We start from the raw sequence: 19,344 nt of genomic DNA, 5'->3' as shown, positions 1-19,344 counted from the left end.
GCCGAGGGGAAGGGCCATGAGCCTCTACGACGGGGTCGACCTGCGGCTGAACGTGCCGCACTCGGCCCGGATGTACGACTACTACCTGGGCGGCTTCACCAACTTCGCCGCCGACCGCGAGGCCGCCGGGCACGCCCTCGCCATCGCCCCCTGGCTGCGCGAGACGGCCCGCGCCAACCGCTCCTTCATGCACCGCTCCACCCGCGCCCTCGCCCGGGCGGGCATCGACCAGTTCCTCGACATCGGCACCGGCATCCCCACCTCGCCCAACCTCCACGAGATCGCCCAGAGCGTCCGGCCCACGGCCCGGATCGTCTACGCCGACAACGACCCCATCGTCCTCACCCACGCCCAGGCCCTGCTCACCGGCACCCCCGAGGGCCGGACCGCCTACGTCGAGGCCGACGTCACCGACCCGGACGGCCTGCTCGCCGCACCCGGTCTGCGCGAGACCATCGACCTCGCCCGCCCGGTCGCGCTCTCCCTCAACGCCCTGCTCCACTTCGTCCCCGACGCCCGCGGCGCCCATGAGCTGGTCGAGCGCCTCAAGTCCGTGCTCGCCCCCGGCAGCGCCCTGGTGATGACCCACGTCACGCCGGACTTCGCCCCCGAGGAGATCCGCCGGATCACCGGCATCTACCAGGCCGCCGGCACCGCCGCCCAGGCCCGCACCCGCGCGGAGTTCGTCCGCTTCTTCGACGGCTGGACGCTCCTCGAACCCGGTGTCGTCCCCACCCCGCACTGGCGGCCGGTGCCCGACGAACCGGCCGTCTCGGACTCCGACGCCTCCGCCTACGCGGGCGTGGCCCTGCGGCCCTGACCGCGACGCGCCCGGTCCGCCCCGCGGGGCCGTCCACGGGCGGCGGCCCGATCCCGTCGCCGTCCCGGGATGGCCGGGGATGACCCGGGGACGGCCCGGGACGACGGGGACGCCCCCTCGCGGTGCCAGGGTGTGAGCGGGCGACGCCACCGGGGCGTACCGCCGCACCCTTCACCCACTCGGGGGGACCCCTTGAAGCCTTCCCTGCGTACGCTCGCGTCCGCCGCCGCCACCCTGGCGCTGGCCGCGTCCGGCACCCTGGTCGCCACCGGCACGGCCTCGGCCGCCACCTCCTGCTACGCCAGGAGCTGCACCGGCCTCGACCCGGCCACCACCATCTGCCAGAACGACGCGCGGACCGTCGCCTACACGGCGCCCGACGGCGACGCGGAGCTGCGCTACAGCCCGACCTGCCGTGCCGCGTGGGCGCGCGCGACCGGCGGCAACTACGGCGGCATCCAGATCACGATCCGGGTCGAGAACAACCAGGGTGCTTCGTATTCCGCCGTGTACAACGGCAACGGCACGATCTACACCCGGATGGTCGACGACAAGGACATCCAGTCCCGGGCCTACTTCCAGTACAACAACAACTGGGGGTACTCGGAGTGGTACTGATCGGCAGGCGGGTCGTTACGGCGGCCGATACGGTGGCCGAGCGGATTCCGGCCTGACCGGCCCCGGCCGCCCACCCGTGCACCCCCGCCGCCCCGGGCCCAGACTGGGTGGTGAACCGCTGCCGCCCCGCGAGGGAGACGCATGCTGCTGGGACTCACCACCGCGCTGGTCGCCACCGTCTGCTTCGGCTTCGGGGCGGTGTTCCAGGCGCGCGGGGCGCGGTCGGCCCCGCGCGCGGACCGGGTGCGGGCGGGGCTGCTGGCCGCGCTGCTGCGGTCCTGGCAGTTCATCCTCGGGACGCTCCTGGACATCCTCGGCTTCGTGCTGAGCATCGTCGCCCTGCGCAGCCTCCCGCTCTTCCTGGTGCAGGCCGTCACCAACGCGAGCCTCGCCGTCACCGCTCTGGCCGCCGTCTGGCTGCTGGGCGCGCGGCTGCGCCGCAGCGACGCGGCGGGCATCGCCGCCGTGGTGGTGGGCCTCAGCCTGCTGGCGCTGGGTTCCGGCAAGGAGGGCCGGGAGTACGCCCCGGCGGCCTTCCACTGGGCGCTGCTGGCGACCACCGCCGTGATGCTGCTGGCCACCCTGGTCCTGGTCCGCCGGAAGGGCACCGCGGCCGCGGCCGGCCTCGGCCTGCTGGCGGGCGTCGGCTTCGGGATCACCAGCCTGGCGGTGCGGGTCCTGGACGCCTCCACGCTCACCGCCGTGCTCACCGATCCGGCCGCGTACGCCCTGGCGGTCGGCGGGCTGGGCGGCTACCTGGCGTACGCGCTGGCGTTGCAGCGCGGCACGGTGACGGCGGCGACGGCGGCCGGGACGGTGGCCGAGACCTTCGGCCCGGCCCTGGTCGGGGTGGTGTCGCTGGGGGACTCCGCGCGCCCCGGGTTCGCCTGGTGCGCGCTGACGGGCTTCGCGGTCGCGGTGGGCGGCACGTTCCTGCTGTCCCGCTTCGGCGAACTGGAGGGCGGTGCGGCCGAACTGTCGGCCCCGCAGCCGGACGCCGAGGCCCAGCCCGCGGTTCGCCCCGGTAGCCCGGACGACTCCGCCGTGCGAAGGTGACTTGCCGGACAAAACGGACGGCAGAACGCCCACGGACCCGGCAGGTGCGCGATGACGGAGGAAGCCGTGACGTCGGAGGACGCCCAGGCCCGGCCCCGGCGCTCGGAGCAGACCGACCGCCCCGTCGCCCTGATCACCGGCGCGTCCTCGGGCATCGGCCTGGCCACCGCCACCCGGCTGGCCGACGCCGGCTGGCGGACCCTGCTCTCCGGCACCGACCGCACCCGCCTCGACGCCCTCGCCGAGCGCACCGGCGGCATCGCCCTCCCCGAGGACCTGAGCAAGCCGGACGGCGCCGCCCGCCTCGCCGAGGCCGCACTCGCCGCCACCGGGCGGGTCGACGTCCTGGTCGCCAGCGCCGGCCTCGGCTGGCGCGGCCCGTTCGCCGACACCCCGTCCGACACCCTCGACCGGATGATCGAGGTCAACCTGGCCGCCCCGCTGCGCCTGATCCGACTGCTACTGCCCGGGATGCTGGAGCGCCGGCACGGCCGGATCGTGCTGCTCGGCTCGATGGCGGGCCAGGTCGGCGTGCGCGACGAGTCCGGTTACTCGGCCACCAAGGGCGGGCTGGCGATGTTCGCCGAGAGCCTCTGGTACGAGCTGCGCGGCACCGGGGTCGGCGTCCGCCTCGTCCTGCCCGGCGCGGTGGACACCCCGTTCTTCGACCGCCGCGGCACCCCGTACCAGCGCGAACGCCCGCGTCCGGTCTCGGCGGAGCGGGTCGCGGACACCGTGGTCGCGACCATCACCACCGAGCGGGACCGCCTCTACGTCCCGCACTGGCTCGGCTTCCCGGCCCGGATCCACGGGGTCGCGCCCGGCGTGTTCCGCCGGATGGCCGCCCGCTTCGGGTGAGCCCCCGGGCCTCCCGGGCCTCCCTGGCCTCCCGGGCGGGCACGGCCCTCGCCCTCGCGGCCGGCCTGGAGTTCCTGCACCTCGCCCCGGCCGCGGTCCGTCTCCCGCCGCTGCGCCGCACCCTGGCCCGCCGCACCGCCGGGTACGGCACCGCCCCCGGCCACCTCGCCCTCACCTTCGACGACGGCCCCGACCCGCGCAGCACCCCGTACGTCCTGGACGCCCTCGACGAACTCGGCGCCCGCGCCACCTTCTTCCTGCTCGGCGGGATGCTGGAACGGGCCCCGGAGCTCGGCCGCGAACTGGTGCTGCGCGGCCACGAGGTGGCCGTGCACGGCTGGCACCACCGGCAACAGTGGTACCCGGCCCCGGCCCGCGACCTGCGCGAACTGCGTCGCGCCGCCGAGGCGGTGACGCAACTCTGCGGCGCCCGCCCGGCCTGGTACCGCCCGCCGTACGGCGTGCTGACGGCCGGTCCGGCGCTGGCCGCCCGTCGGCTGGGCCTGCGCACCGTGCTGTGGACGGCCTGGGGCCGGGACTGGACGGCCGAGGCCACCGGCGAGTCCGTCTACGCCACCGCCCGCCCCGGCCTCACCGCCGGCGCCACCCTCCTGCTGCACGACTCCGACTGCACCTCCGCCCCGGACTCCTGGCGCGCTACCCTCTCCGCCCTCCCGCTGATCGCCGCCCACTGCCGCGCCCGCGCCCTCACCCTCGGCCCGCTGCGGGACCACGCCGTCCCACCCCTTGCCCACGGCGCACGGTAGTTGGGACGATCGGCGGGTCGCGTCCACCACGGGGGCGGGCGCGCCGACGACGGGGGAGGCACCCATGCCCGAATGGACAGGCGGACTGGCCCACGCGATCGCGGCGGTCGGCATCGTCACGGCGGCCCTGACCGGAGCCGCCGCGCCGGACGACACCGCCGGGGCCCAGGCCGGTCCGGACCGCTACGGCACCGCCACTGCTCCCGCCACCGCCCCGAGCGAGGTCCTCGGCACCGGCCCGAGCTACCTCTCCGTCACCGCCGCCCAGGACACCCAGGGCCCGAGCTACCTTCCGAGCTAGGGCCCGCACTCAACTCCCGTCCTTCGCCCGGAGGGCCGGGCCGCGGCGGCGCCGAACAGCCGCTCACCCCAGCCCCACCCGTTCCAGGGCCGCCCCGAAGCCCTTGCGCCAGGCGTCCGGGGTGGCGCCGGGCGAGGGGTCGGGCTCCGGTCGGCCCAGCGCGGCCAGCGCGTTGCGGACCACCTCGGCCGGGCGCGCGGTGGCCACGTCGGCGTGGCCGAGCTCCAGTTCGTGCTGGAGGTTGTCCCGCCCGTGGCCCTGGACGACGTCTAGCAGCAGCAGCCGGCGCCCGAGGGCCCGGGCCTCGCTGCAGGTGTCGCCGGAGCTGGTGACGACCAGGTCGGCGGCGGCCATCAGGGCCGGGATCCGGTCGGTGTAGCCGAAGGCGTGCAATCGCGGCTCCCGGCGGGCGGCCGCCCGCAGCCGCAGTTCGAGCTCCTGGTTGCGCCCGGCCACGGCGAGCACGTGCGGTCCGGCGGCGGCCAGTTCGGCGGCGGTGCGGGCGATCGGCCCGAGCCCCCAGGAGCCGGACATCAGCAGCACGCACCCGGCGTCCGCCGGCACGCCGAGCTCGGCCCGGGCCTCGGCCCGGTCGGGCGGCCGGTAGAACGGCTGCCGCAGCGGCGCGGGCAGCACGGCGACCTCGGCCTCGGGCCGGTAGCGGCGCACGGCGCAGGCGGCGACCTCGGAGGTGACCAGGAACAGGTCGGTGCCGTCCTGCACCCAGAGCCGGTGCGGGGTGACGTCGGTGCAGAACACGAAGTGCCGGAACCCCCGCCCCGGCAGCCGGTTGACCGCCGAGGTGGCCGTGGCGAACACCGAGACCACCAGCTGCGGCCGCTGGGCCTCGACGAGCGCGCCGAGCGCCGGGACGAGCCGGCTGCGCGCGGCCGCGTCGGCGAGCAGGGCGAGCCGGGCGCCCGGGCGCAGCGCCGAGAAGTGGAACGCGTCGTAGACCCCGGGCAGTTCGAGCAGTCGCCGGAAGACGGCCTCCCCGGCGGCGCCCGACCGCTGCCCGAGCAGCGCCATCGCGTCCACGGTGCTGGTGCTCCAGCCGCGCTCCCGCAGGGTGTCGGCACAGGCCTGGGCCATCACGTCGTGGCCCTGGCCGAGCGAGCCGGAGACCAGCAGGGCGTGCGGCATCGGGCGGTCCCGGTCAGCCGGCGGCGGGTGCGGTGGTGCCGGCCCGGTACCAGTCGGCGTAGCGGTGCACGCCGTCGGCGAAGTTGGTCCTCGGCGACCAGCCGAGCAGGCGTTTGGCCTGGGCGGAGGAGATCCGCCGCCCGGTGTAGTCGGCCTTGCGCCCGTCGATGTGCTCGATGGTGACCGGCCCGAGCAGTCGGTCGACGGTGTCGGCGATGTCGCGCACCGAGACGGCCGTGGAGCCCTCCAGCGCGAAGGTCTGGTCCTCGGCGGCGGGCGAGAGGGCGCGGACGTGGGCGTCGGCGAGGTCCTCGACGTAGACGAAGTTGCGGCTCTGCCGACCGTCCCCGGCGATGGTGATCGGCCGCCCCTCCAACGCGGCCTGGACGAACCGGGCGACGACCAGTTCGTCGCGCATCCGCGGACCGTACGGGATGCCGTAGCGCAGGATGGTGAAGTGCTGCCCGTAGAGCTCGCGGTAGCTGTGCACCAGCATCTCGGCGGCGAGCTTGGTGGCCACGTACAGGTGCCCGCTGTGTTCCAGCTCGATCGGCACGTGCTCGTCCAACTCCTGTTCCCCGCCGTCGAGTTGCTCGTCGGTGAGGGCGGCTCCGTAGACCCAGACGGTGCTCGCCAGGACGGTGCGGCTCAGTCCGCTGCGCCGGGCGGCCTCCAGGACGGCCTCGGTGCCGTCGATGTTGGTCCGCACCGCCCGGACGGGGTCGGCGGACACCTGCTCGACGTCGGCCATCGCGGCCAGGTGGTAGACCACCTCGCTGCCGGCCAGCGCCGAGGTCAGCGCGGGCAGGTCGAGGACGTCGAGGCGGGCGTGTTCGGCGTCGGGGTTGAGGTACTTGTCGGTGGTGTCCACGGCGAGGACCTCGTGGCCGGCCGCGATCAGGTGGTCCACGACGTGTGAGCCGATGAACCCGCAGCCTCCGGTGACGGCTATCCGCACGGTCTTGCTCCTTTCGGTCCGGCTGCTCGGCCGGCCGACTAGCCGGCCATCCGCCGGTGCACGGTGGAGACGGCCTCGATGACCAGCTCCGTCTCGTCCTCGGTCATGTCGGAGTGCACCGGCAGGCAGACCTGCCGCGCGCAGACGTCCTCGGCCACCGGCAGCGGACCGCCCCGGTAGGGGGCGAGGACCGGCTGGAGGTGCAGCGGCAGGTCGTAGACCTCACCGGACATCCGCACCCCGTACTCCTCGGCGACCGCCCGTTTGAACGCGGCGCGGTCGACGCCGGGCGCCAGCAGCGCCACGTACTTGTAGTAGTTGCCGCGGCTGCCGGGCGGTTCGAGCACCGGTCGCAGCCCGTCGACGCCGGCCAGCGCCGCGTCGTAGCGGCGGGCGACGGCCCGGCGGGTCTCGATGAACTCCTTGAGCCGGCGCAGGTGCACCGCGCCGACGGCCGCGTGCAGTTCGCTCATCCGCCAGGAGTACCCGAGCCGGACGTGGTGGTTGGTGCCGAAGGAGCCCTTGCCCTGGTCGCGGTAGATCCGGGCCTCGTCGCGCAGCTCGGGCGACTCGGTGAGGATCATGCCGCCCTCGCCGCTGGTGGTGACCTTGGTCGGGTAGAAGGAGAAGGCCCCGGCCAGGCCGAAGGTCCCGGCGGCGCGGCCGCCCAGGCTGCTGCCGTGGGCGTGCGCGGCGTCCTCGACCAGCGGGATGCCGCGTCGGTCGCAGAGCTCGCGCAGGGCGTCCACGTGCGGGGTGACGAGCCCGCCGATGTGGACGAGTACGACGGCCGCGGTATCCGGGGTGAGGGCGGCGGCCAGGGTCTCGGGGGAGAGCGCCAGGGTGGCCGGGTCGACGTCCGCGAACACCGGGCGGCCGCCCGCGTGCACCACGGCGCCGGCCGTGGCGTAGAAGGTGACGGCGGGGACGACCACGTCGCGGCCGCGCACGTCGACGCCGCGCAGGACGATCTCCAGGGCCGCCGTGCCGCTGCTCACCGCGACGGCGTGCGAGGCGCCGTGCTCGGCGGCGAAGGCCTGCTCGAACCGCTCGGTCCACGGGCCGAGGGTGAGGGCACCGGTGGTGAGCATCTCGGTCACGGCGTCGGCGACGGCCGCGCGGTCGTTCTCGTCGAACACGATGCGGGCGGCGGGCACGCCCATGGGGCACCTCCGGCGGCGGGCTGGGATCAGCACCGATCGGGACGGGTCGGCCCGGACCGGGGCAAAACGGTCGGGCCAGTGGCCCATCACGCTACTGGGCCGGGGCGGCCGCGGCCTGTCGTCACCGGCCGGCCGGGTGACCCGGGGCTGCTCCCGCCGCAGGCCAACGGGGTGCTCCCGGCTGCTCCCGGTGGAGGGCGTGCGCTCCTCCGTACGGGGGAGGGCCGTACTGCGTCCGCAGTACGCAAACGGCCTGCGCAGGGACGACGACGGAGCAGGGGCCGGCGATCAAGGATTGGTCATGCTGCGAGCGGACCGCCTCCGGGCGCCCGCTCCCGCACCCGTCCCCGCCCGCGTACCTGCTTCCGAACCCGAAGGAGCCCGTTCTCCCGTGGCAACGTTCCTGTACCGCCTTGGCCGATGGGCCTTCGTCCGGCGCCGGCTGGTGACCATGCTCTGGGTCGCCGTGCTGGCGCTCGCCGGAGTCCTGGCGGCCAAGGCGCCCGCCGCACCCGACGACGGATTCTCGATGCCCGGCACGGAGGCGCAGAAGGCCTTCGACCTGATGAACGAGCGCTTCCCCGGTGGCCACGCCGACGGCGCCTCGGCCCGCCTGGTGTTCGTCGCGCCCTCCGGGCAGAAGATCACCGCCGGGCCGAACCAGCAGGCCGTCGAGAAGACGGTCGCCGAGCTCGCCCACGGCGAGCAGGTCACGGCCGCGGTGGACCCGTTCAAGATGCCGGGCGCGGTCTCCAAGGACGGCTCGACGGCCTACGCGACGGTCAACTACTCCGCCAAGGCGGGCGAGGTGTCCAAGGGCGCCACCGACGCCCTCCAGCAGGCCGCCCAGCACGGCCGGGACGCCGGGCTCAAGGTCGAGATCGGCGGCAACGCCCTGATGGCCAAGCCCGACGCGGGCGGCAGCAGCGAGGCGATCGGCATGGCGCTGTCCGCCGTCGTCCTGGTGATCACCTTCGGCTCGCTGGTCGCCGCCGGCCTGCCGCTGCTCACCGCCGTGATCGGCGTCGGCCTCGGCATGTCGCTGATCACCGCGTTCGGCAGCGCGCTCGGCCTCTCCTCGACCACCGGCACGCTCGCCATGATGCTCGGCCTCGCGGTCGGCATCGACTACGCCCTGTTCATCGTCTCCCGCTACCGGGCCGAGCTCGCCGAGGGCCGCACCCCGCAGGAGGCGGCCGGCCGGGCCATCGGCACCGCCGGCTCCGCGGTGGTCTTCGCCGGCCTGACCGTGGTGATCGCCCTCGCCGGGCTCTCCGTGGTGGGCATCCCGATCCTCGCCAAGATGGGCATGGCCGCCGCCGGCACGGTCGTCATCGCCGTGCTGGTCGCGCTCACCCTGGTGCCCGCGCTGCTCGGCTTCATCGGCCGCCGGGCCCTGCCCCGCAAGGTCCGCAAGGCCCAGGGCGGCGGCGACGGCGCGGCGCGGCCGGTCGGCGCCAAGGAGAACGGCGGCGCCCGCTGGGCCCGGTTCATCGTGCGCCGCCCGCTCGGGGTGCTGCTGCTCGGCGTGGTCGGCCTCGGCGTGCTCGCCGCGCCCGCGCTCGACCTGCGCCTCGGCCTGCCCGGGGACGAGGCCAAGCCCACCTCCACCACCCAGCGACGCGCCTACGACCTGCTGTCCGAGGGCTTCGGCCCCGGCTTCAACGGGCCGCTGACCGTCCTGGTGGACGTCAAGGGCACCGCGGACCCGAAGGCCGCCGCGGACTCGGTCGCCAAGGCCGTCTCCGGTGTGCCCGGAGTGGTCACCGTGACGCCGCCGATGTTCAACAAGGCGGGGGACACCGCCCTGGTCAACGCCATCCCGGCGACCGGCCCGGCCGAGGCCGCGACCAAGGACCTGGTCCACACCATCCGCGGCCAGGCGGCCGGGCTCAAGGCCTCCACCGGGGCGACCGTGCTGGTCAGCGGTACGACGGCGATGAACATCGACGTCTCGCAGAAGCTCAGCGACGCCCTGGTGCCCTACCTCGCGGTGGTCGTCGGCCTCGCCGTCCTGCTGCTGCTGGTGGTCTTCCGCTCGATCCTCGTCCCGGTCAAGGCGGCGCTCGGCTTCCTGCTCTCGGTGGCCGCCGCGCTCGGCGCCGTCGTCGCGGTCTTCCAGTGGGGCTGGCTGGCCGACCTGATCGGCGTGGAGCAGACCGGTCCGGTGATGAGCATGATGCCGATCTTCATGATCGGCGTGGTCTTCGGCCTCGCCATGGACTACGAGGTGTTCCTGGTCACCCGGATCCGTGAGGCCTTCGTCCACGGCGAGGAGCCGGGCGAGGCCATCGTCACCGGCTTCCGGCACAATGCCCGGGTGGTCACCGCGGCCGCCTTCATCATGATCGCCGTCTTCGCGGGCTTCATCGGGATGAGCGAGCCGATGATCAAGATGATGGGCCTGGGCCTCGCCGCGGCCGTCGCCTTCGACGCCTTCGTGGTCCGGATGACGATCGTCCCGGCGGTCCTCGCCCTGCTCGGCCGCCGCGCCTGGTGGCTGCCCCGCTGGCTCGACCGCCTGATACCCGACGTCGACGTCGAGGGCAGCAAGCTGCACACCGCCGCCCCCGAACCGGCGCCGGTCAAGGAGTCGGTCACCGTCTAGGTCCGGCCTCGCCGGCACCGCCCGGCACCGCCCGGCTGGGCCGGCACCGCCCGGCACCGCCCGGCAGGTCCGGCACCGGCCCGGCCCGAGCACCCCTCGGGTCGGGTCGGGCCGGTGCCGACCGGCTCGGACACGGTTCGGACACCGGTTCGAGCCCCACCCGTTACCGTTGCTGTCGGGGGCCGCCGCCCGCGCACCGGCCCCCGACCCGGTACGCCGCACCCCACCGGGGGCGCGGCGCGACACCGACTGGCAGAACCCGGCGAGGGTGCCGCCAGGGCACCCCGACCCGGAGAACAGGACGATGAGCTACACCTGGCAGCGCCTGCGCCGCGACCACCCCCGGTTGCTGGACGTCGCCGGCGGCGTGGCCCTGATCGGCTTCACCGCCCTCGGCGCCACCGTCGACCAGACCAGCGGCCGCTTCGCCCCGGTCGACCCGGCCACCGGCCTGCTCGCCCTGATCGCCGCCGTCGCCGTGTTCTTCCACCGCCGCTACCCGCGCGCCGTGACCGTCGTCACGCTGGCCTGCACCATGGTGCTGACCTGGACCAGCCCCCGGCTCACCCCGATGCTCGCCACCCCGCTGCTGCTCGCCCTCTACTTCCTCGCCACCCGCACCGACCGGGCCACCGCGCTGCGCGCCTCGATCGCCACCGCCGTCCTGCTCACCGGGATGACGCTGGTCTTCGGCTCCGGCGGACCGCTCAGCGAGCGGCTCGGCGTGCTCGCCTGGGCCCTGCTGCCCGGCGCCCTCGGCGACTCCATCCGCAACCGCCGCGCCCACCTCGCCGCGATCGAGGAACGCGCCGAACGCGCCGAGCGCACCCGCGAGGAGGAGGCCCGCCGCCGGGTCGCCGACGAGCGGATCCGGATCGCCCGCGACCTCCACGACGTCGTCGCCCACCACATCGCCCTGGCCAACGCCCAGGCCGGCATCGCCGTCCACCTCATGGACAGCCACCCGGTGCAGGCCCGCGAGGTGCTCAGCCACATCACCGACGCCACCGGCTCCGCCCTCCAGGAGCTGCGCGCCACCGTCGGTCTGCTGCGCCGCGCCGAGGAACCGGCACCGCTCGAACCCGCCCCCGGCCTGGACCGGCTGCCCGAGTTGGTCAACACCTTCGAACGGGCCGGCCTGCCGGTCCGGCTCACCGTCGAGGGGGAGGCCCGGCCGTTGTCACCCGGCGTCGACCTCACCGCCTTCCGGATCGTCCAGGAGTCGCTGACCAACGTCGCCAAGCACGCCCACGGCGCCGACGCCGAGGTCACCCTCTCCTACAGCGGCAGCCGGGTCGCCGTCAGTGTCGCCAACGGCCGCCCGACCAGCCCCGGCCGCCCCCGCACCGCCCTGCTGCCGCCGAGCGCCCCGGGCCAGAGCGGCTTCGGTCTGATCGGCATGCGCGAACGGGCCGGCGCCGTGGGCGGCCGCCTCACCGCCGACCGGAAGTCCGACGGCGGCTTCCTGGTCACCGCCGAACTCCCGCTGCGCACCGGCGTCCGGGAGGACGTCGCACCCCCGGCGGGGGGCGCCGCCCGGCCCGCGGACGCCCCCGCGCCGGGCCGGCCGGCCGGGCCCGACGCCCGGGAGCGGCCCGCCCACGCCTTCTGGCGCGACTGCACCGTCCGGTCCGCCCGCCCCACCGGCTCCGCCCGCCCCACGGACTCCGTCCACCCCAGCGGCCCCGTCGGCCCTCCCGGCCAGGCCGCCCCCGCCGAGTCGAACCGACACGATCACGCCATCCGCAAGGACAAGGACCGCGCATGACCATCCGCGTGCTGCTCGCCGACGACCAGGCCCTGCTGCGCGGCGCCTTCCGGATGCTGATCGACGCCGAGGAGGACATGGAGGTGGTCGGCGAGGCCGCCGACGGCCGGGAGGCGGTGGAACTCGCCCGGGCCACCAAGCCCGACCTCGTGCTGATGGACATCCGGATGCCCGGCGCCGACGGCCTCGGCGCCACCGCCGAGATCTGCGCCGACGAGGAGCTGTCCGGCACCAGAGTGCTCATCCTCACCACCTTCGAGATAGACGAGTACGTGGCCCAGGCGCTGCGCGCGGGCGCCGGGGGCTTCCTCGGCAAGGGCGCCGACCCGAAGGAACTGCTGGCCGCCGTGCGCACCGTCGCGGCCGGCGACGCCCTGCTCTCGCCCGCCGCGACCCGCGCCGTGATCGAGCAGTTCCTCGCCCAGCCCGATCCGGCCGCCGCCGCGCCCGCCGAGCGGCTGGCCGTGCTCACCGCCCGTGAGCGGGAGGTGATGTCGATGGCCGCCACCGGGCTCACCAACGAGGAGATCGCCGAGCGGATGTTCGTCAGCCCGTTCACCGTCCGCACCCATGTGCACCGGGCGATGTCCAAGCTGGACGCCCGGGACCGGGCCCAGCTGGTGGCGATCGCCTACCAGTCCGGGCTGGTCCCGCCCGGCCGCCCGTCCTGACGCGACGTCAACCCTCCGTCCTCGGAAGCCGTTCAAGATCCGGCCCTGGCCGAAAACCGACTCCGAACTGGTGTATCAGCGAGTAGTCTGCCGATGACTCAGAATGAGGAGGATGTTCGTGGAAACCAAGGACACGGCCGGCGAGGTGCGGGTTCTCCAGCCGTTGCCCGAGCGCACGGAGGGCGGATCGCAGGCGTTCGAGCTGCGGCTCGCGCGTCTGCTCCGCGTGCTCGGGGCCGAGGTCGCGACGGGGGCGGACTACGCCGGTGCGGCCCGATGGGAGGTCCACAAGGCGCTCGCCGGTCGGTCCGAGCTGCCCGAGGAGTACTTCGAGCCGCTGTTGGAGGCGGCGGTCCACGACCCCAACCCGAGCTTCAATCGCCGCTTCGTCGAGCCCGCCCTGATCGCCTTCGGCCAGCGCCGGGTCCGGCTGGCCCTGCTCGGCTACCTGCAGACCGGCACCAACCCGGAGCGGGCGGGCGCCGCCCGGGCGTGGTACTGGACGGCGCTGACGGTCGTCGGCGGCCGGCACGCGACCGCCGACGAGGGCGCCACCGTGCGCGACAGCTGGAACCGGGCCGCACTGCGGGAGTTCGTCGGCAACGAGGACCTGGACGTCCGCCGCTGCATCCTGCCCGGCCTGCCGCTGGTGCCGCGCGCCTACCCGGTCGAACTGCACGCCCTGGTGGAGACGGCGGTCGCCATCGCCCGCTCCCACCCCGACGAGTACATCCGGCACCGCGCCGAGGTGCAGACCGGCCTCTGACCCTCGACGACCCTCGACGGCACGTCCGCTCCGGGTGCGCGCGCCGACGCGCGCGCCCGGAGCGGCAGTTCCCCGTCGGCGACGCTGCGGAGACGCCCCCCTCGAACTTGACGCCGGGTCAGGGCTTGCGCGCCACCGCGCCGTACATGCTCACCCGCTCCGCGCCCGGGGCCGGCTCCTCCTCCGGCCGCCAGAGCGGGACGGTGACCACCCCGGGCTCCAGCAGCTCCAGCCCGTCGAAGAACTCCCGCACCTGCTCCCGGCTCCGCCCGACCAGCGGCGCGGTGGCCCTGTCGTACACGCCGGTGACCCGGTCCCGGACCGAGGCGGGGATGAAGTCGGCCGTGCCGTGCGAGAGCACCAGGTGACTGCCGGACGGCAGGGCGGCGAGCAGCGTGGCCACCGCCCGGTACGGCTCGTCCTCGTCGCGCAGGAAGTGCAGCACGGCGGCGAGCACCAGCCCGACCGGCCGGGAGAAGTCCAGCAGCCCCTCGGCCCGGACGGCCTCCAGCACCGCGGTCGGCTCCCGCAGGTCGGCCTGGAGCACGGTGGTGCGTCCGGGCCCGGCGCCCGCCATCAGGGCGCGGGCGTGGCTGAGCACGATCGGGTCGTTGTCGACGTAGACGACCCGGGCGGCCGGGTCCACGGCCTGGGCGATCTGGTGGGTGTTGCCGGCGGTCGGGATGCCGGTGCCGACGTCGAGGAACTGGTCGACGCCCAGCTCGGCGACGCAGCGCACCGCCCGGGTCAGGAAGCCCCGGTTGGCCCGGGCGGTGGAGCGGAACTCCGGGTTGGCGGCGAGCGCCTTCTCGGCGGCGGCGCGGTCGGCGGGAAAGTTGTCCTTGCCGCCCAGGTAGTAGTCGTACATCCGGGCCGGGTGGGGTGTGTCGGGCCGCAGGTCGGCCGCGATCCGGGGGCCGCCGGACTCCCACATGCTCTGGTACCCCATGCCTGCCGCCCCTCTGCCGTCCCGGCCGGGGCGCTCCCCGAGCGGGCTGTTCCGAACGTCGGCGGACAGCCTAAAGCCCAGGTCAGTGCCCTGGTGGCGGTTGGCCGGCTCGCCCCCGTATGTCCCTTTCGTGGTGCCCCGGTGCCCGTCCCGGCGCAGGATGGGAACTCCGGGGCCCGAAAGCAGGGGCCGAGGGCAGTGGCAGTGCGTGACACGGGAGGTCCGGGCCCATGGGAATCGCTATGGCAGACATCCGCGAGTGGCGGGGCCAGGACGTGGTCGACGAGAACGGGAAGCGGATCGGCACACTGGAGTCGGTCTACGTCGAGACGTCCACCGACGAGCCGTTCTTCGCCACCGTCACGATGGGCATGATGACCAAGCGCCGGCTGGCCTTCGTCCCGCTGGAGGGGGCGGTGGTCGGCCCGGCCTACCTGCGGGTGGCGTACCCGCGGAGCAAGGTCAAGGACGCCCCGGCGATCGGCACCGACGACATCCTGCCCGCCACCGACGAGCCCGAGGTGTTCGCGTACTACGAGCTGCCGTACGCGACGGGCGCCGCGGGCGAACGCCGCCTGGCCCGGCGCTGACGCTGGCCCGGCGCTGACGCTGGCCCGGCGCTGACGCTGGCCCGGCGCTGACCCTGGCCCGGCGCTGACCCTGGCCCGCAGCCGCCCGCAGTCACCCGCCGCCGTCGCCCGCCTCGCGACGATCTTCGTCCGGCCGGGAATGAATACCCCGCCGGGTACACTTGTCCATCGAGAGTCGAGGCGAAAGGCGGCCCGCACATGCAGGTGGACGAGGAGGCGGTCGGCGCGGTCCTGAACCGACTGCGCCGGGCCCAGGGCCAGTTGGCCGGGGTGATCGCGATGATCGAGGCGGGGCGGGACTGCAAGGACGTGGTCACCCAACTCGCCGCCGTCTCGCGCGCCCTGGACCGGGCCGGGTTCAAGATCGTGGCGAGCGGGATGCGCCAGTGCATGGCCGCCGCCGACGACGATGCCGCGCCGATGAGCGAGGCCGAACTGGAGAAGCTCTTCCTCGCCCTGGCCTGACCGCCCCAGCAAGGCCGCGCAGCACGACCACACCACAAAACGACACAGCACGGCACGCAGCAAGGCCGCCCCGAGGGCCGCGACGGATCGCCCGTCGCGGCCCTCCGCGCATCCCCGGCGCCGGTCGCGCCACGGAGTTCCCGAACCGCCCGATGCCCCGTCACGCGCCGTTCACGCCCCGGTCGCTGGCCTTCGGATGAATGAGCCCGCCCCTAGTTGTACAGCCAACTGCGGGCTTCCTCCCTCCCAGCCTCCGTGACCAGCCGCGTGCGGCCCCGACACCGTCCCCCGGCGGACCGGGCCCGCCGGCGGCGGACAGGACAACCGTGGCCGCAGGCAGCGCCCTGACCCCGACCTCAACCAGCAGCCCCGCCGAAGGCGACCGGCTCACCTTCCACTGGACCACCGACGCCCCCGACGCCAAGAACTGGGTCGGCATCTACGACGGCAGCCGCCAGCCCGGCACCGGCTCCTCGCTGCTCTGGAAGTACACCCCCGGCGCCTCCGGCGACGTCCAGCTCGACACCTCCGCGCTGACCGGCGGCCCGTACACCGCCTACCTGCTGGCCAAGGACGGCTACGGCATCCTGGCCCGGACCGCCCCGTTCAGCTTCCGAACCAAGCCCCCGGTGGTCCGCCCGCACGCCGTCGTCGACTCCTTCACCGCCACTCCGGTCGCCCCCGGTGCGGCCGTGCGGATCCGGCTCGGCGGCCTCTGGTCCCGCCCGGCGGGCAACGGCCCCGGCTCGGCCGCCTACCGCAAGCTCGGCGGCGCGGCCTGGGCCGCGGTCGCCGCCGACGGCACGATCACCGGCACCGCACCCGCCGCCGGCCGCAACCCCGAGCTGGTCGTGGTCGGCGTCAAGGACAGCACCGGCGCCACCGACACCGTCACCGTGCTCGTCCCGGTCGTGGACCAGGCCGCCCCGCCCCGGCTCAAGGCCGCCAGCTGGAACCTGCACGACGCCGGCAAGGGCTACACCGACGCGCTGGAGAAGCAGCTGCGCGTCGTCCTCGCCCAGGGCCTGGACGTACTCGCCCTCCAGGAGACGGCCGGCGAGCGGGCGAAGACCCTGGCCGACGCCCTCGGCTGGTACGCCCTCCAGAGCCCGGGCAGCGTCGGCGTCCTCAGCCGCTACCCGCTCACCGAACCGGCCGCGGCCACCGCCGAGTTGCCCGCCGTCGCGGCCACCGTCCAGCTGCCCGGCGGCCGCGGCGTCCGGTTCTGGGCCGCGCACCTCGACGAGGCGGGCTACGGCCCGTACGCCGTGCAGGACGGCGGCACCGCCGCCCAGGTGCTGGCCGCCGAGAACGCCTCGCTGCGGCTCAAGCAGGCCGAGGCGCTGGCCGCCGCGGTGCGCGCCGACGCCGCCCGAGGACTCCCGGTGGTGCTGGCCGGTGCCCTCTCCTCGCCCTCCCACCTGGACTGGACGGCCGCCACCGCCGCCGCCCACCAGGGCGTCGGCGCGCTCGCCTGGCCGGTCACCACCGTGCTCCAGGCCGCCGGGCTGACCGACACCTTCCGCGAGGAGAACCGCGACCCGGCCAAGGCCCCGGGCGCCACCTGGTCGCCCACCCGCAAGCGCCGCGGCGACCGCCCCGAGCCGCAGGACCGGATCGACGTCGTCCAGTACACCGGCGCGCTGAAACTGGTCGAGGCGCACACGCTGGTCGCCGACTGGCCCCAGCCGGAGCCGAACGCCGCCGGCAACGAGTGGCCCTCCGACACCGCCGCCGCCGTCGCCACCTTCCAGCTCTGAGAGGCCAGTTCGTGATGTCCGAGCTCTCCCGCCGCACCTTCGTCAACGCCTCCGCGGCCGTCGGCGCCACCGCCCTGACCGGCCTGGCCGCCACCCGGGCCGACGCCGCCCCGGCCGCCCCCGCCGCCGCGCCCGCCACCGCCCTGACCGGCACCGTCAAGGACGTCAGGCACGTCGTCGTCCTGATGCAGGAGAACCGCAGCTTCGACCACTACTTCGGCACCCTGAGCGGTGTCCGCGGCTTCGGCGACAAGCAGGCGCTCCAGTTCCCGGACGGCACGGACGTGTTCCGCCAGCCTGACGCCCGCCGCAGCGACGGCGGAGTGATGCTGCCGTACCGGATGGACACCTCCAAGTACAACGCGCAGAACGCCGGCGGCCTCGCCCACGACTGGGCGACCGGCCACCAGGCCATCAACAACGGCGCGATGAACAAGTGGATCGCCGCCAAGGGCGAGCGCACCATGGGCTACTTCACCCGGGAGGACATCCCCTTCCAGTACGCCCTGGCCGACGCGTTCACCCTCTGCGACGCCTACTTCACCTCGCTGGCCGGCCCCACCGACCCCAACCGGCTCTACCTGTGGACCGGCACCTCCGGCCCCGGCCGCGACGGCACCACCGGCCCCTGGATCGACAACACCCCGGTCACCGACAACCCCGTCGCCGACTGGACCACCTACGCCGAGCGCCTCCAGGCGGCCGGCGTCAGCTGGCGGGTCTACCACAACCCCAGCAAGGACGACCGCACCGGCGACTACGACGACAACGCCCTCTCCTACTTCAAGCAGTTCCACGACTTCCCGCACGACGACCCGCGTTACGTCAACGCGATGACCAAGTTCGACCCCACCGACTTCGACCGCCACTGCAAGGACGGCACCCTGCCGACCATCTCCTGGCTGGTCGCCCCCTACCTGTTCTCCGAGCACCCGGAGGCCGGCCCGGCCTACGGCGCGCACTGGGTCAACCAGGCGCTGCAGTCGCTGATGTCCAACCCCGCGGTCTGGCAGCACACCGTCTTCCTGGTCATGTACGACGAGAACGACGGCTACTTCGACCACGTCGTCCCGCCCACCCCCGAGCCCGGCACCCCCGAGGAGTTCACCCAGGGGCGCGCCATCGGCCTCGGCAACCGGGTCCCGCTCTGGGTGGCGTCCCCCTGGTCGCGCGGCGGCTGGGTCAACTCCCAGGTGTTCGACCACACTTCGGTGCTGCGCTTCATGGAGGTGGTGACCGGCGTGGCCGAGCCCAACATCTCCGCCTGGCGCCGGGCCGTCTGCGGCGACCTCACCAGCTGCTTCGACTTCGCCGCCCCGGACACCTCGATCCCGAAGCTGCCGGACACCAACGCCCTGATGGCCAAGGCCGACGCGGGCACCAAGCTGCCCGGCGTCGCCCTCCCGGCCACCGGCGCCCAGGCGATGCCCGTCCAGGAGCGCGGCGAGCGCCCGCACCGCCCGCTGCCGTACCAGCCCTGGGCCGACGTCGCGGTGGACCGCAGGACCGGCAAGGTCACCTGCACCATGAGCAACGACGGTTCGGTGGCCTTCCCGTACACCGTCTACCCGAACATCCTGCTCCCGTTCGCGGGCACCCCGTACACCGTCGCCCCCGGCGCGAACGCCACCTACGTCTGGGACGCGGCCGCCACCGGCGGCCGCTACGACTTCACCGTGCACGGCCCGGACGGCTTTGTGCGCCGCTTCGCCGGGACGGTCGTCCGGGACGGGCAGGACGGCCAGAACGACATCGGCGTACCGATCGTCACCGCCGACCTGCACGGCAGCCTCCGGCTCACCCTCCAGGTGGCCAACGACGGTCTGACGGACGTGGCGTTCACCGCCGCGCCCAACGACTTCGCGGGCAGCCCGCAGACCGTCTGGGTCAAGCCCGGCAAGCAGGTGGACCTGTCCTGGCCGCTGGACAAGCAGGGCCGTTACGACGTCGTGGTCACCGCCCACACCGGCTTGCGCTTCGTCCAGCGCTACGCGGGCTGGGTGCACTGACCCCGGGGCGTGTCCCGCGCGGCCGGGGGCGCCGATCCGGTGACCCCCGGCCGTGGCTCGGCCGCGCTGTCGGA

The 19,344-nt window shown here is 74.7% G+C and carries 18 protein-coding genes; 14 read left to right on the top strand and 4 right to left on the bottom strand.

The genetic code is table 11. The features are described from left to right. The first annotated feature begins 16 nt into the window (after positions 1 to 16). The 6 genes from ACIQWA_RS09220 to ACIQWA_RS09195 all read left to right on the top strand — a co-directional run bounded on the left by ACIQWA_RS09220 (position 17) and on the right by ACIQWA_RS09195 (position 4,420). Positions 17 to 820 (top strand): SAM-dependent methyltransferase, encoded by an 804-nt coding sequence (locus ACIQWA_RS09220; RefSeq protein WP_402480204.1) that lies wholly within the window; start codon positions 17 to 19, stop codon positions 818 to 820. Positions 821 to 1,012: 192 nt separating this feature from the next. Continuing rightward, positions 1,013 to 1,438 carry a DUF2690 domain-containing protein gene (locus ACIQWA_RS09215; protein WP_402480201.1) on the top strand — a complete coding sequence of 142 codons (426 nt, stop codon included), beginning with the start codon at positions 1,013 to 1,015 and terminating at the stop codon, positions 1,436 to 1,438. A 141-nt stretch (positions 1,439 to 1,579) separates the two neighbouring features. Next, positions 1,580 to 2,494 carry a hypothetical protein gene (locus ACIQWA_RS09210; protein ID WP_402480198.1) on the top strand — a complete coding sequence of 305 codons (915 nt, stop codon included), beginning with the start codon at positions 1,580 to 1,582 and terminating at the stop codon, positions 2,492 to 2,494. Between the two features lie 51 nt (positions 2,495 to 2,545). Then, positions 2,546 to 3,352, top strand: a complete 807-nt coding sequence (locus ACIQWA_RS09205) for an SDR family NAD(P)-dependent oxidoreductase (protein ID WP_360243090.1) — start codon at positions 2,546 to 2,548, stop codon at positions 3,350 to 3,352. After that, on the top strand, positions 3,349 to 4,119 hold the full coding sequence (locus ACIQWA_RS09200; protein WP_402480196.1) for a polysaccharide deacetylase family protein: 771 nt from the start codon (positions 3,349 to 3,351) through the stop codon (positions 4,117 to 4,119). The genes ACIQWA_RS09205 and ACIQWA_RS09200 overlap by 4 nt, the downstream gene beginning before the upstream one ends. A gap of 64 nt (positions 4,120 to 4,183) precedes the next feature. Beyond that, a complete protein-coding gene (locus tag ACIQWA_RS09195) occupies positions 4,184 to 4,420 on the top strand; it encodes a hypothetical protein (protein WP_402480193.1) in 237 nt (78 codons plus the stop codon). A gap of 63 nt (positions 4,421 to 4,483) precedes the next feature. Here ACIQWA_RS09195 and ACIQWA_RS09190 read toward each other — a convergent pair whose 3' ends face one another. The 3 genes from ACIQWA_RS09190 to ACIQWA_RS09180 are packed head-to-tail and all read right to left on the bottom strand — an operon-like array spanning position 4,484 to position 7,684. Next, positions 4,484 to 5,563, bottom strand: a complete 1,080-nt coding sequence (locus ACIQWA_RS09190) for a hypothetical protein (RefSeq protein WP_402480190.1) — start codon at positions 5,561 to 5,563, stop codon at positions 4,484 to 4,486. Between the two features lie 13 nt (positions 5,564 to 5,576). Continuing rightward, a complete protein-coding gene (locus ACIQWA_RS09185; protein WP_402480187.1) occupies positions 5,577 to 6,521 on the bottom strand; it encodes an NAD-dependent epimerase/dehydratase family protein in 945 nt (314 codons plus the stop codon). Positions 6,522 to 6,559: 38 nt separating this feature from the next. After that, positions 6,560 to 7,684 (bottom strand): DegT/DnrJ/EryC1/StrS family aminotransferase, encoded by a 1,125-nt coding sequence (locus ACIQWA_RS09180; RefSeq protein ID WP_402480185.1) that lies wholly within the window; start codon positions 7,682 to 7,684, stop codon positions 6,560 to 6,562. 391 nt (positions 7,685 to 8,075) lie between these two features. Between ACIQWA_RS09180 and ACIQWA_RS09175 the strand changes: the two genes are divergently transcribed. The 4 genes from ACIQWA_RS09175 to ACIQWA_RS09160 all read left to right on the top strand — a co-directional run bounded on the left by ACIQWA_RS09175 (position 8,076) and on the right by ACIQWA_RS09160 (position 13,497). After that, on the top strand, positions 8,076 to 10,292 hold the full coding sequence (locus ACIQWA_RS09175) for an MMPL family transporter (RefSeq protein ID WP_402480182.1): 2,217 nt from the start codon (positions 8,076 to 8,078) through the stop codon (positions 10,290 to 10,292). Between the two features lie 304 nt (positions 10,293 to 10,596). After that, complete coding sequence (locus ACIQWA_RS09170) at positions 10,597 to 12,060, top strand: sensor histidine kinase (protein WP_402480181.1); 1,464 nt, start codon at positions 10,597 to 10,599, stop codon at positions 12,058 to 12,060. Then, positions 12,057 to 12,731 carry a response regulator gene (locus ACIQWA_RS09165; protein WP_402480179.1) on the top strand — a complete coding sequence of 225 codons (675 nt, stop codon included), beginning with the start codon at positions 12,057 to 12,059 and terminating at the stop codon, positions 12,729 to 12,731. Before ACIQWA_RS09170 ends, ACIQWA_RS09165 begins: the two co-directional genes overlap by 4 nt. A 112-nt stretch (positions 12,732 to 12,843) precedes the next feature. Continuing rightward, the gene (locus ACIQWA_RS09160; protein ID WP_360245398.1) at positions 12,844 to 13,497 is read left to right on the top strand and encodes a hypothetical protein; all 654 of its coding nucleotides are present in this window, start codon (positions 12,844 to 12,846) and stop codon (positions 13,495 to 13,497) included. Positions 13,498 to 13,615: 118 nt separating this feature from the next. Here ACIQWA_RS09160 and ACIQWA_RS09155 read toward each other — a convergent pair whose 3' ends face one another. Further along, entirely contained in the window at positions 13,616 to 14,446 is an 831-nt protein-coding gene (locus tag ACIQWA_RS09155; RefSeq protein WP_402480174.1) for an SAM-dependent methyltransferase, read from the bottom strand. Between the two features lie 242 nt (positions 14,447 to 14,688). On the opposite strand from ACIQWA_RS09155, the gene ACIQWA_RS09150 reads away from it, so the two are divergent. The 4 genes from ACIQWA_RS09150 to ACIQWA_RS09135 all read left to right on the top strand — a co-directional run bounded on the left by ACIQWA_RS09150 (position 14,689) and on the right by ACIQWA_RS09135 (position 19,270). Further along, complete coding sequence (locus ACIQWA_RS09150) at positions 14,689 to 15,036, top strand: PRC-barrel domain-containing protein (RefSeq protein ID WP_360245404.1); 348 nt, start codon at positions 14,689 to 14,691, stop codon at positions 15,034 to 15,036. A 198-nt stretch (positions 15,037 to 15,234) separates the two neighbouring features. After that, complete coding sequence (locus tag ACIQWA_RS09145; protein ID WP_360245407.1) at positions 15,235 to 15,501, top strand: metal-sensitive transcriptional regulator; 267 nt, start codon at positions 15,235 to 15,237, stop codon at positions 15,499 to 15,501. A gap of 326 nt (positions 15,502 to 15,827) precedes the next feature. After that, positions 15,828 to 17,261 carry an endonuclease/exonuclease/phosphatase family protein gene (locus ACIQWA_RS09140; RefSeq protein WP_402480171.1) on the top strand — a complete coding sequence of 478 codons (1,434 nt, stop codon included), beginning with the start codon at positions 15,828 to 15,830 and terminating at the stop codon, positions 17,259 to 17,261. Positions 17,262 to 17,275: 14 nt separating this feature from the next. Continuing rightward, complete coding sequence (locus ACIQWA_RS09135; RefSeq protein ID WP_402480168.1) at positions 17,276 to 19,270, top strand: phosphocholine-specific phospholipase C; 1,995 nt, start codon at positions 17,276 to 17,278, stop codon at positions 19,268 to 19,270. Positions 19,271 to 19,344: the final 74 nt, after the last annotated feature.

This window comes from Kitasatospora sp. NPDC098652, assembly GCF_044760155.1.
Classification (GTDB): Bacteria; Actinomycetota; Actinomycetes; order Streptomycetales; family Streptomycetaceae; genus Kitasatospora.
Note: the sequence above shows the minus strand (reverse complement) of the source record. Positions and strands in the feature narration are given on the sequence as shown.

What these genes read in the sequence shown, in the direction of transcription:
- ACIQWA_RS09220 (WP_402480204.1), top strand. Translation starts at nt 17, where the DNA reads ATGAGCCTCTACGACGGGGTCGACCTGCGGCTGAACGTGCCGCACTCG.
- ACIQWA_RS09210 (WP_402480198.1), top strand. Translation starts at nt 1,580, where the DNA reads ATGCTGCTGGGACTCACCACCGCGCTGGTCGCCACCGTCTGCTTCGGC.
- ACIQWA_RS09205 (WP_360243090.1), top strand. Translation starts at nt 2,546, where the DNA reads ATGACGGAGGAAGCCGTGACGTCGGAGGACGCCCAGGCCCGGCCCCGG.
- ACIQWA_RS09195 (WP_402480193.1), top strand. Translation starts at nt 4,184, where the DNA reads ATGCCCGAATGGACAGGCGGACTGGCCCACGCGATCGCGGCGGTCGGC.
- ACIQWA_RS09190 (WP_402480190.1), bottom strand. Translation starts at nt 5,563, where the DNA reads ATGCCGCACGCCCTGCTGGTCTCCGGCTCGCTCGGCCAGGGCCACGAC.
- ACIQWA_RS09180 (WP_402480185.1), bottom strand. Translation starts at nt 7,684, where the DNA reads ATGGGCGTGCCCGCCGCCCGCATCGTGTTCGACGAGAACGACCGCGCG.
- ACIQWA_RS09170 (WP_402480181.1), top strand. Translation starts at nt 10,597, where the DNA reads ATGAGCTACACCTGGCAGCGCCTGCGCCGCGACCACCCCCGGTTGCTG.
- ACIQWA_RS09165 (WP_402480179.1), top strand. Translation starts at nt 12,057, where the DNA reads ATGACCATCCGCGTGCTGCTCGCCGACGACCAGGCCCTGCTGCGCGGC.
- ACIQWA_RS09160 (WP_360245398.1), top strand. Translation starts at nt 12,844, where the DNA reads ATGTTCGTGGAAACCAAGGACACGGCCGGCGAGGTGCGGGTTCTCCAG.
- ACIQWA_RS09155 (WP_402480174.1), bottom strand. Translation starts at nt 14,446, where the DNA reads ATGGGGTACCAGAGCATGTGGGAGTCCGGCGGCCCCCGGATCGCGGCC.
- ACIQWA_RS09150 (WP_360245404.1), top strand. Translation starts at nt 14,689, where the DNA reads ATGGCAGACATCCGCGAGTGGCGGGGCCAGGACGTGGTCGACGAGAAC.
- ACIQWA_RS09145 (WP_360245407.1), top strand. Translation starts at nt 15,235, where the DNA reads ATGCAGGTGGACGAGGAGGCGGTCGGCGCGGTCCTGAACCGACTGCGC.
- ACIQWA_RS09135 (WP_402480168.1), top strand. Translation starts at nt 17,276, where the DNA reads ATGTCCGAGCTCTCCCGCCGCACCTTCGTCAACGCCTCCGCGGCCGTC.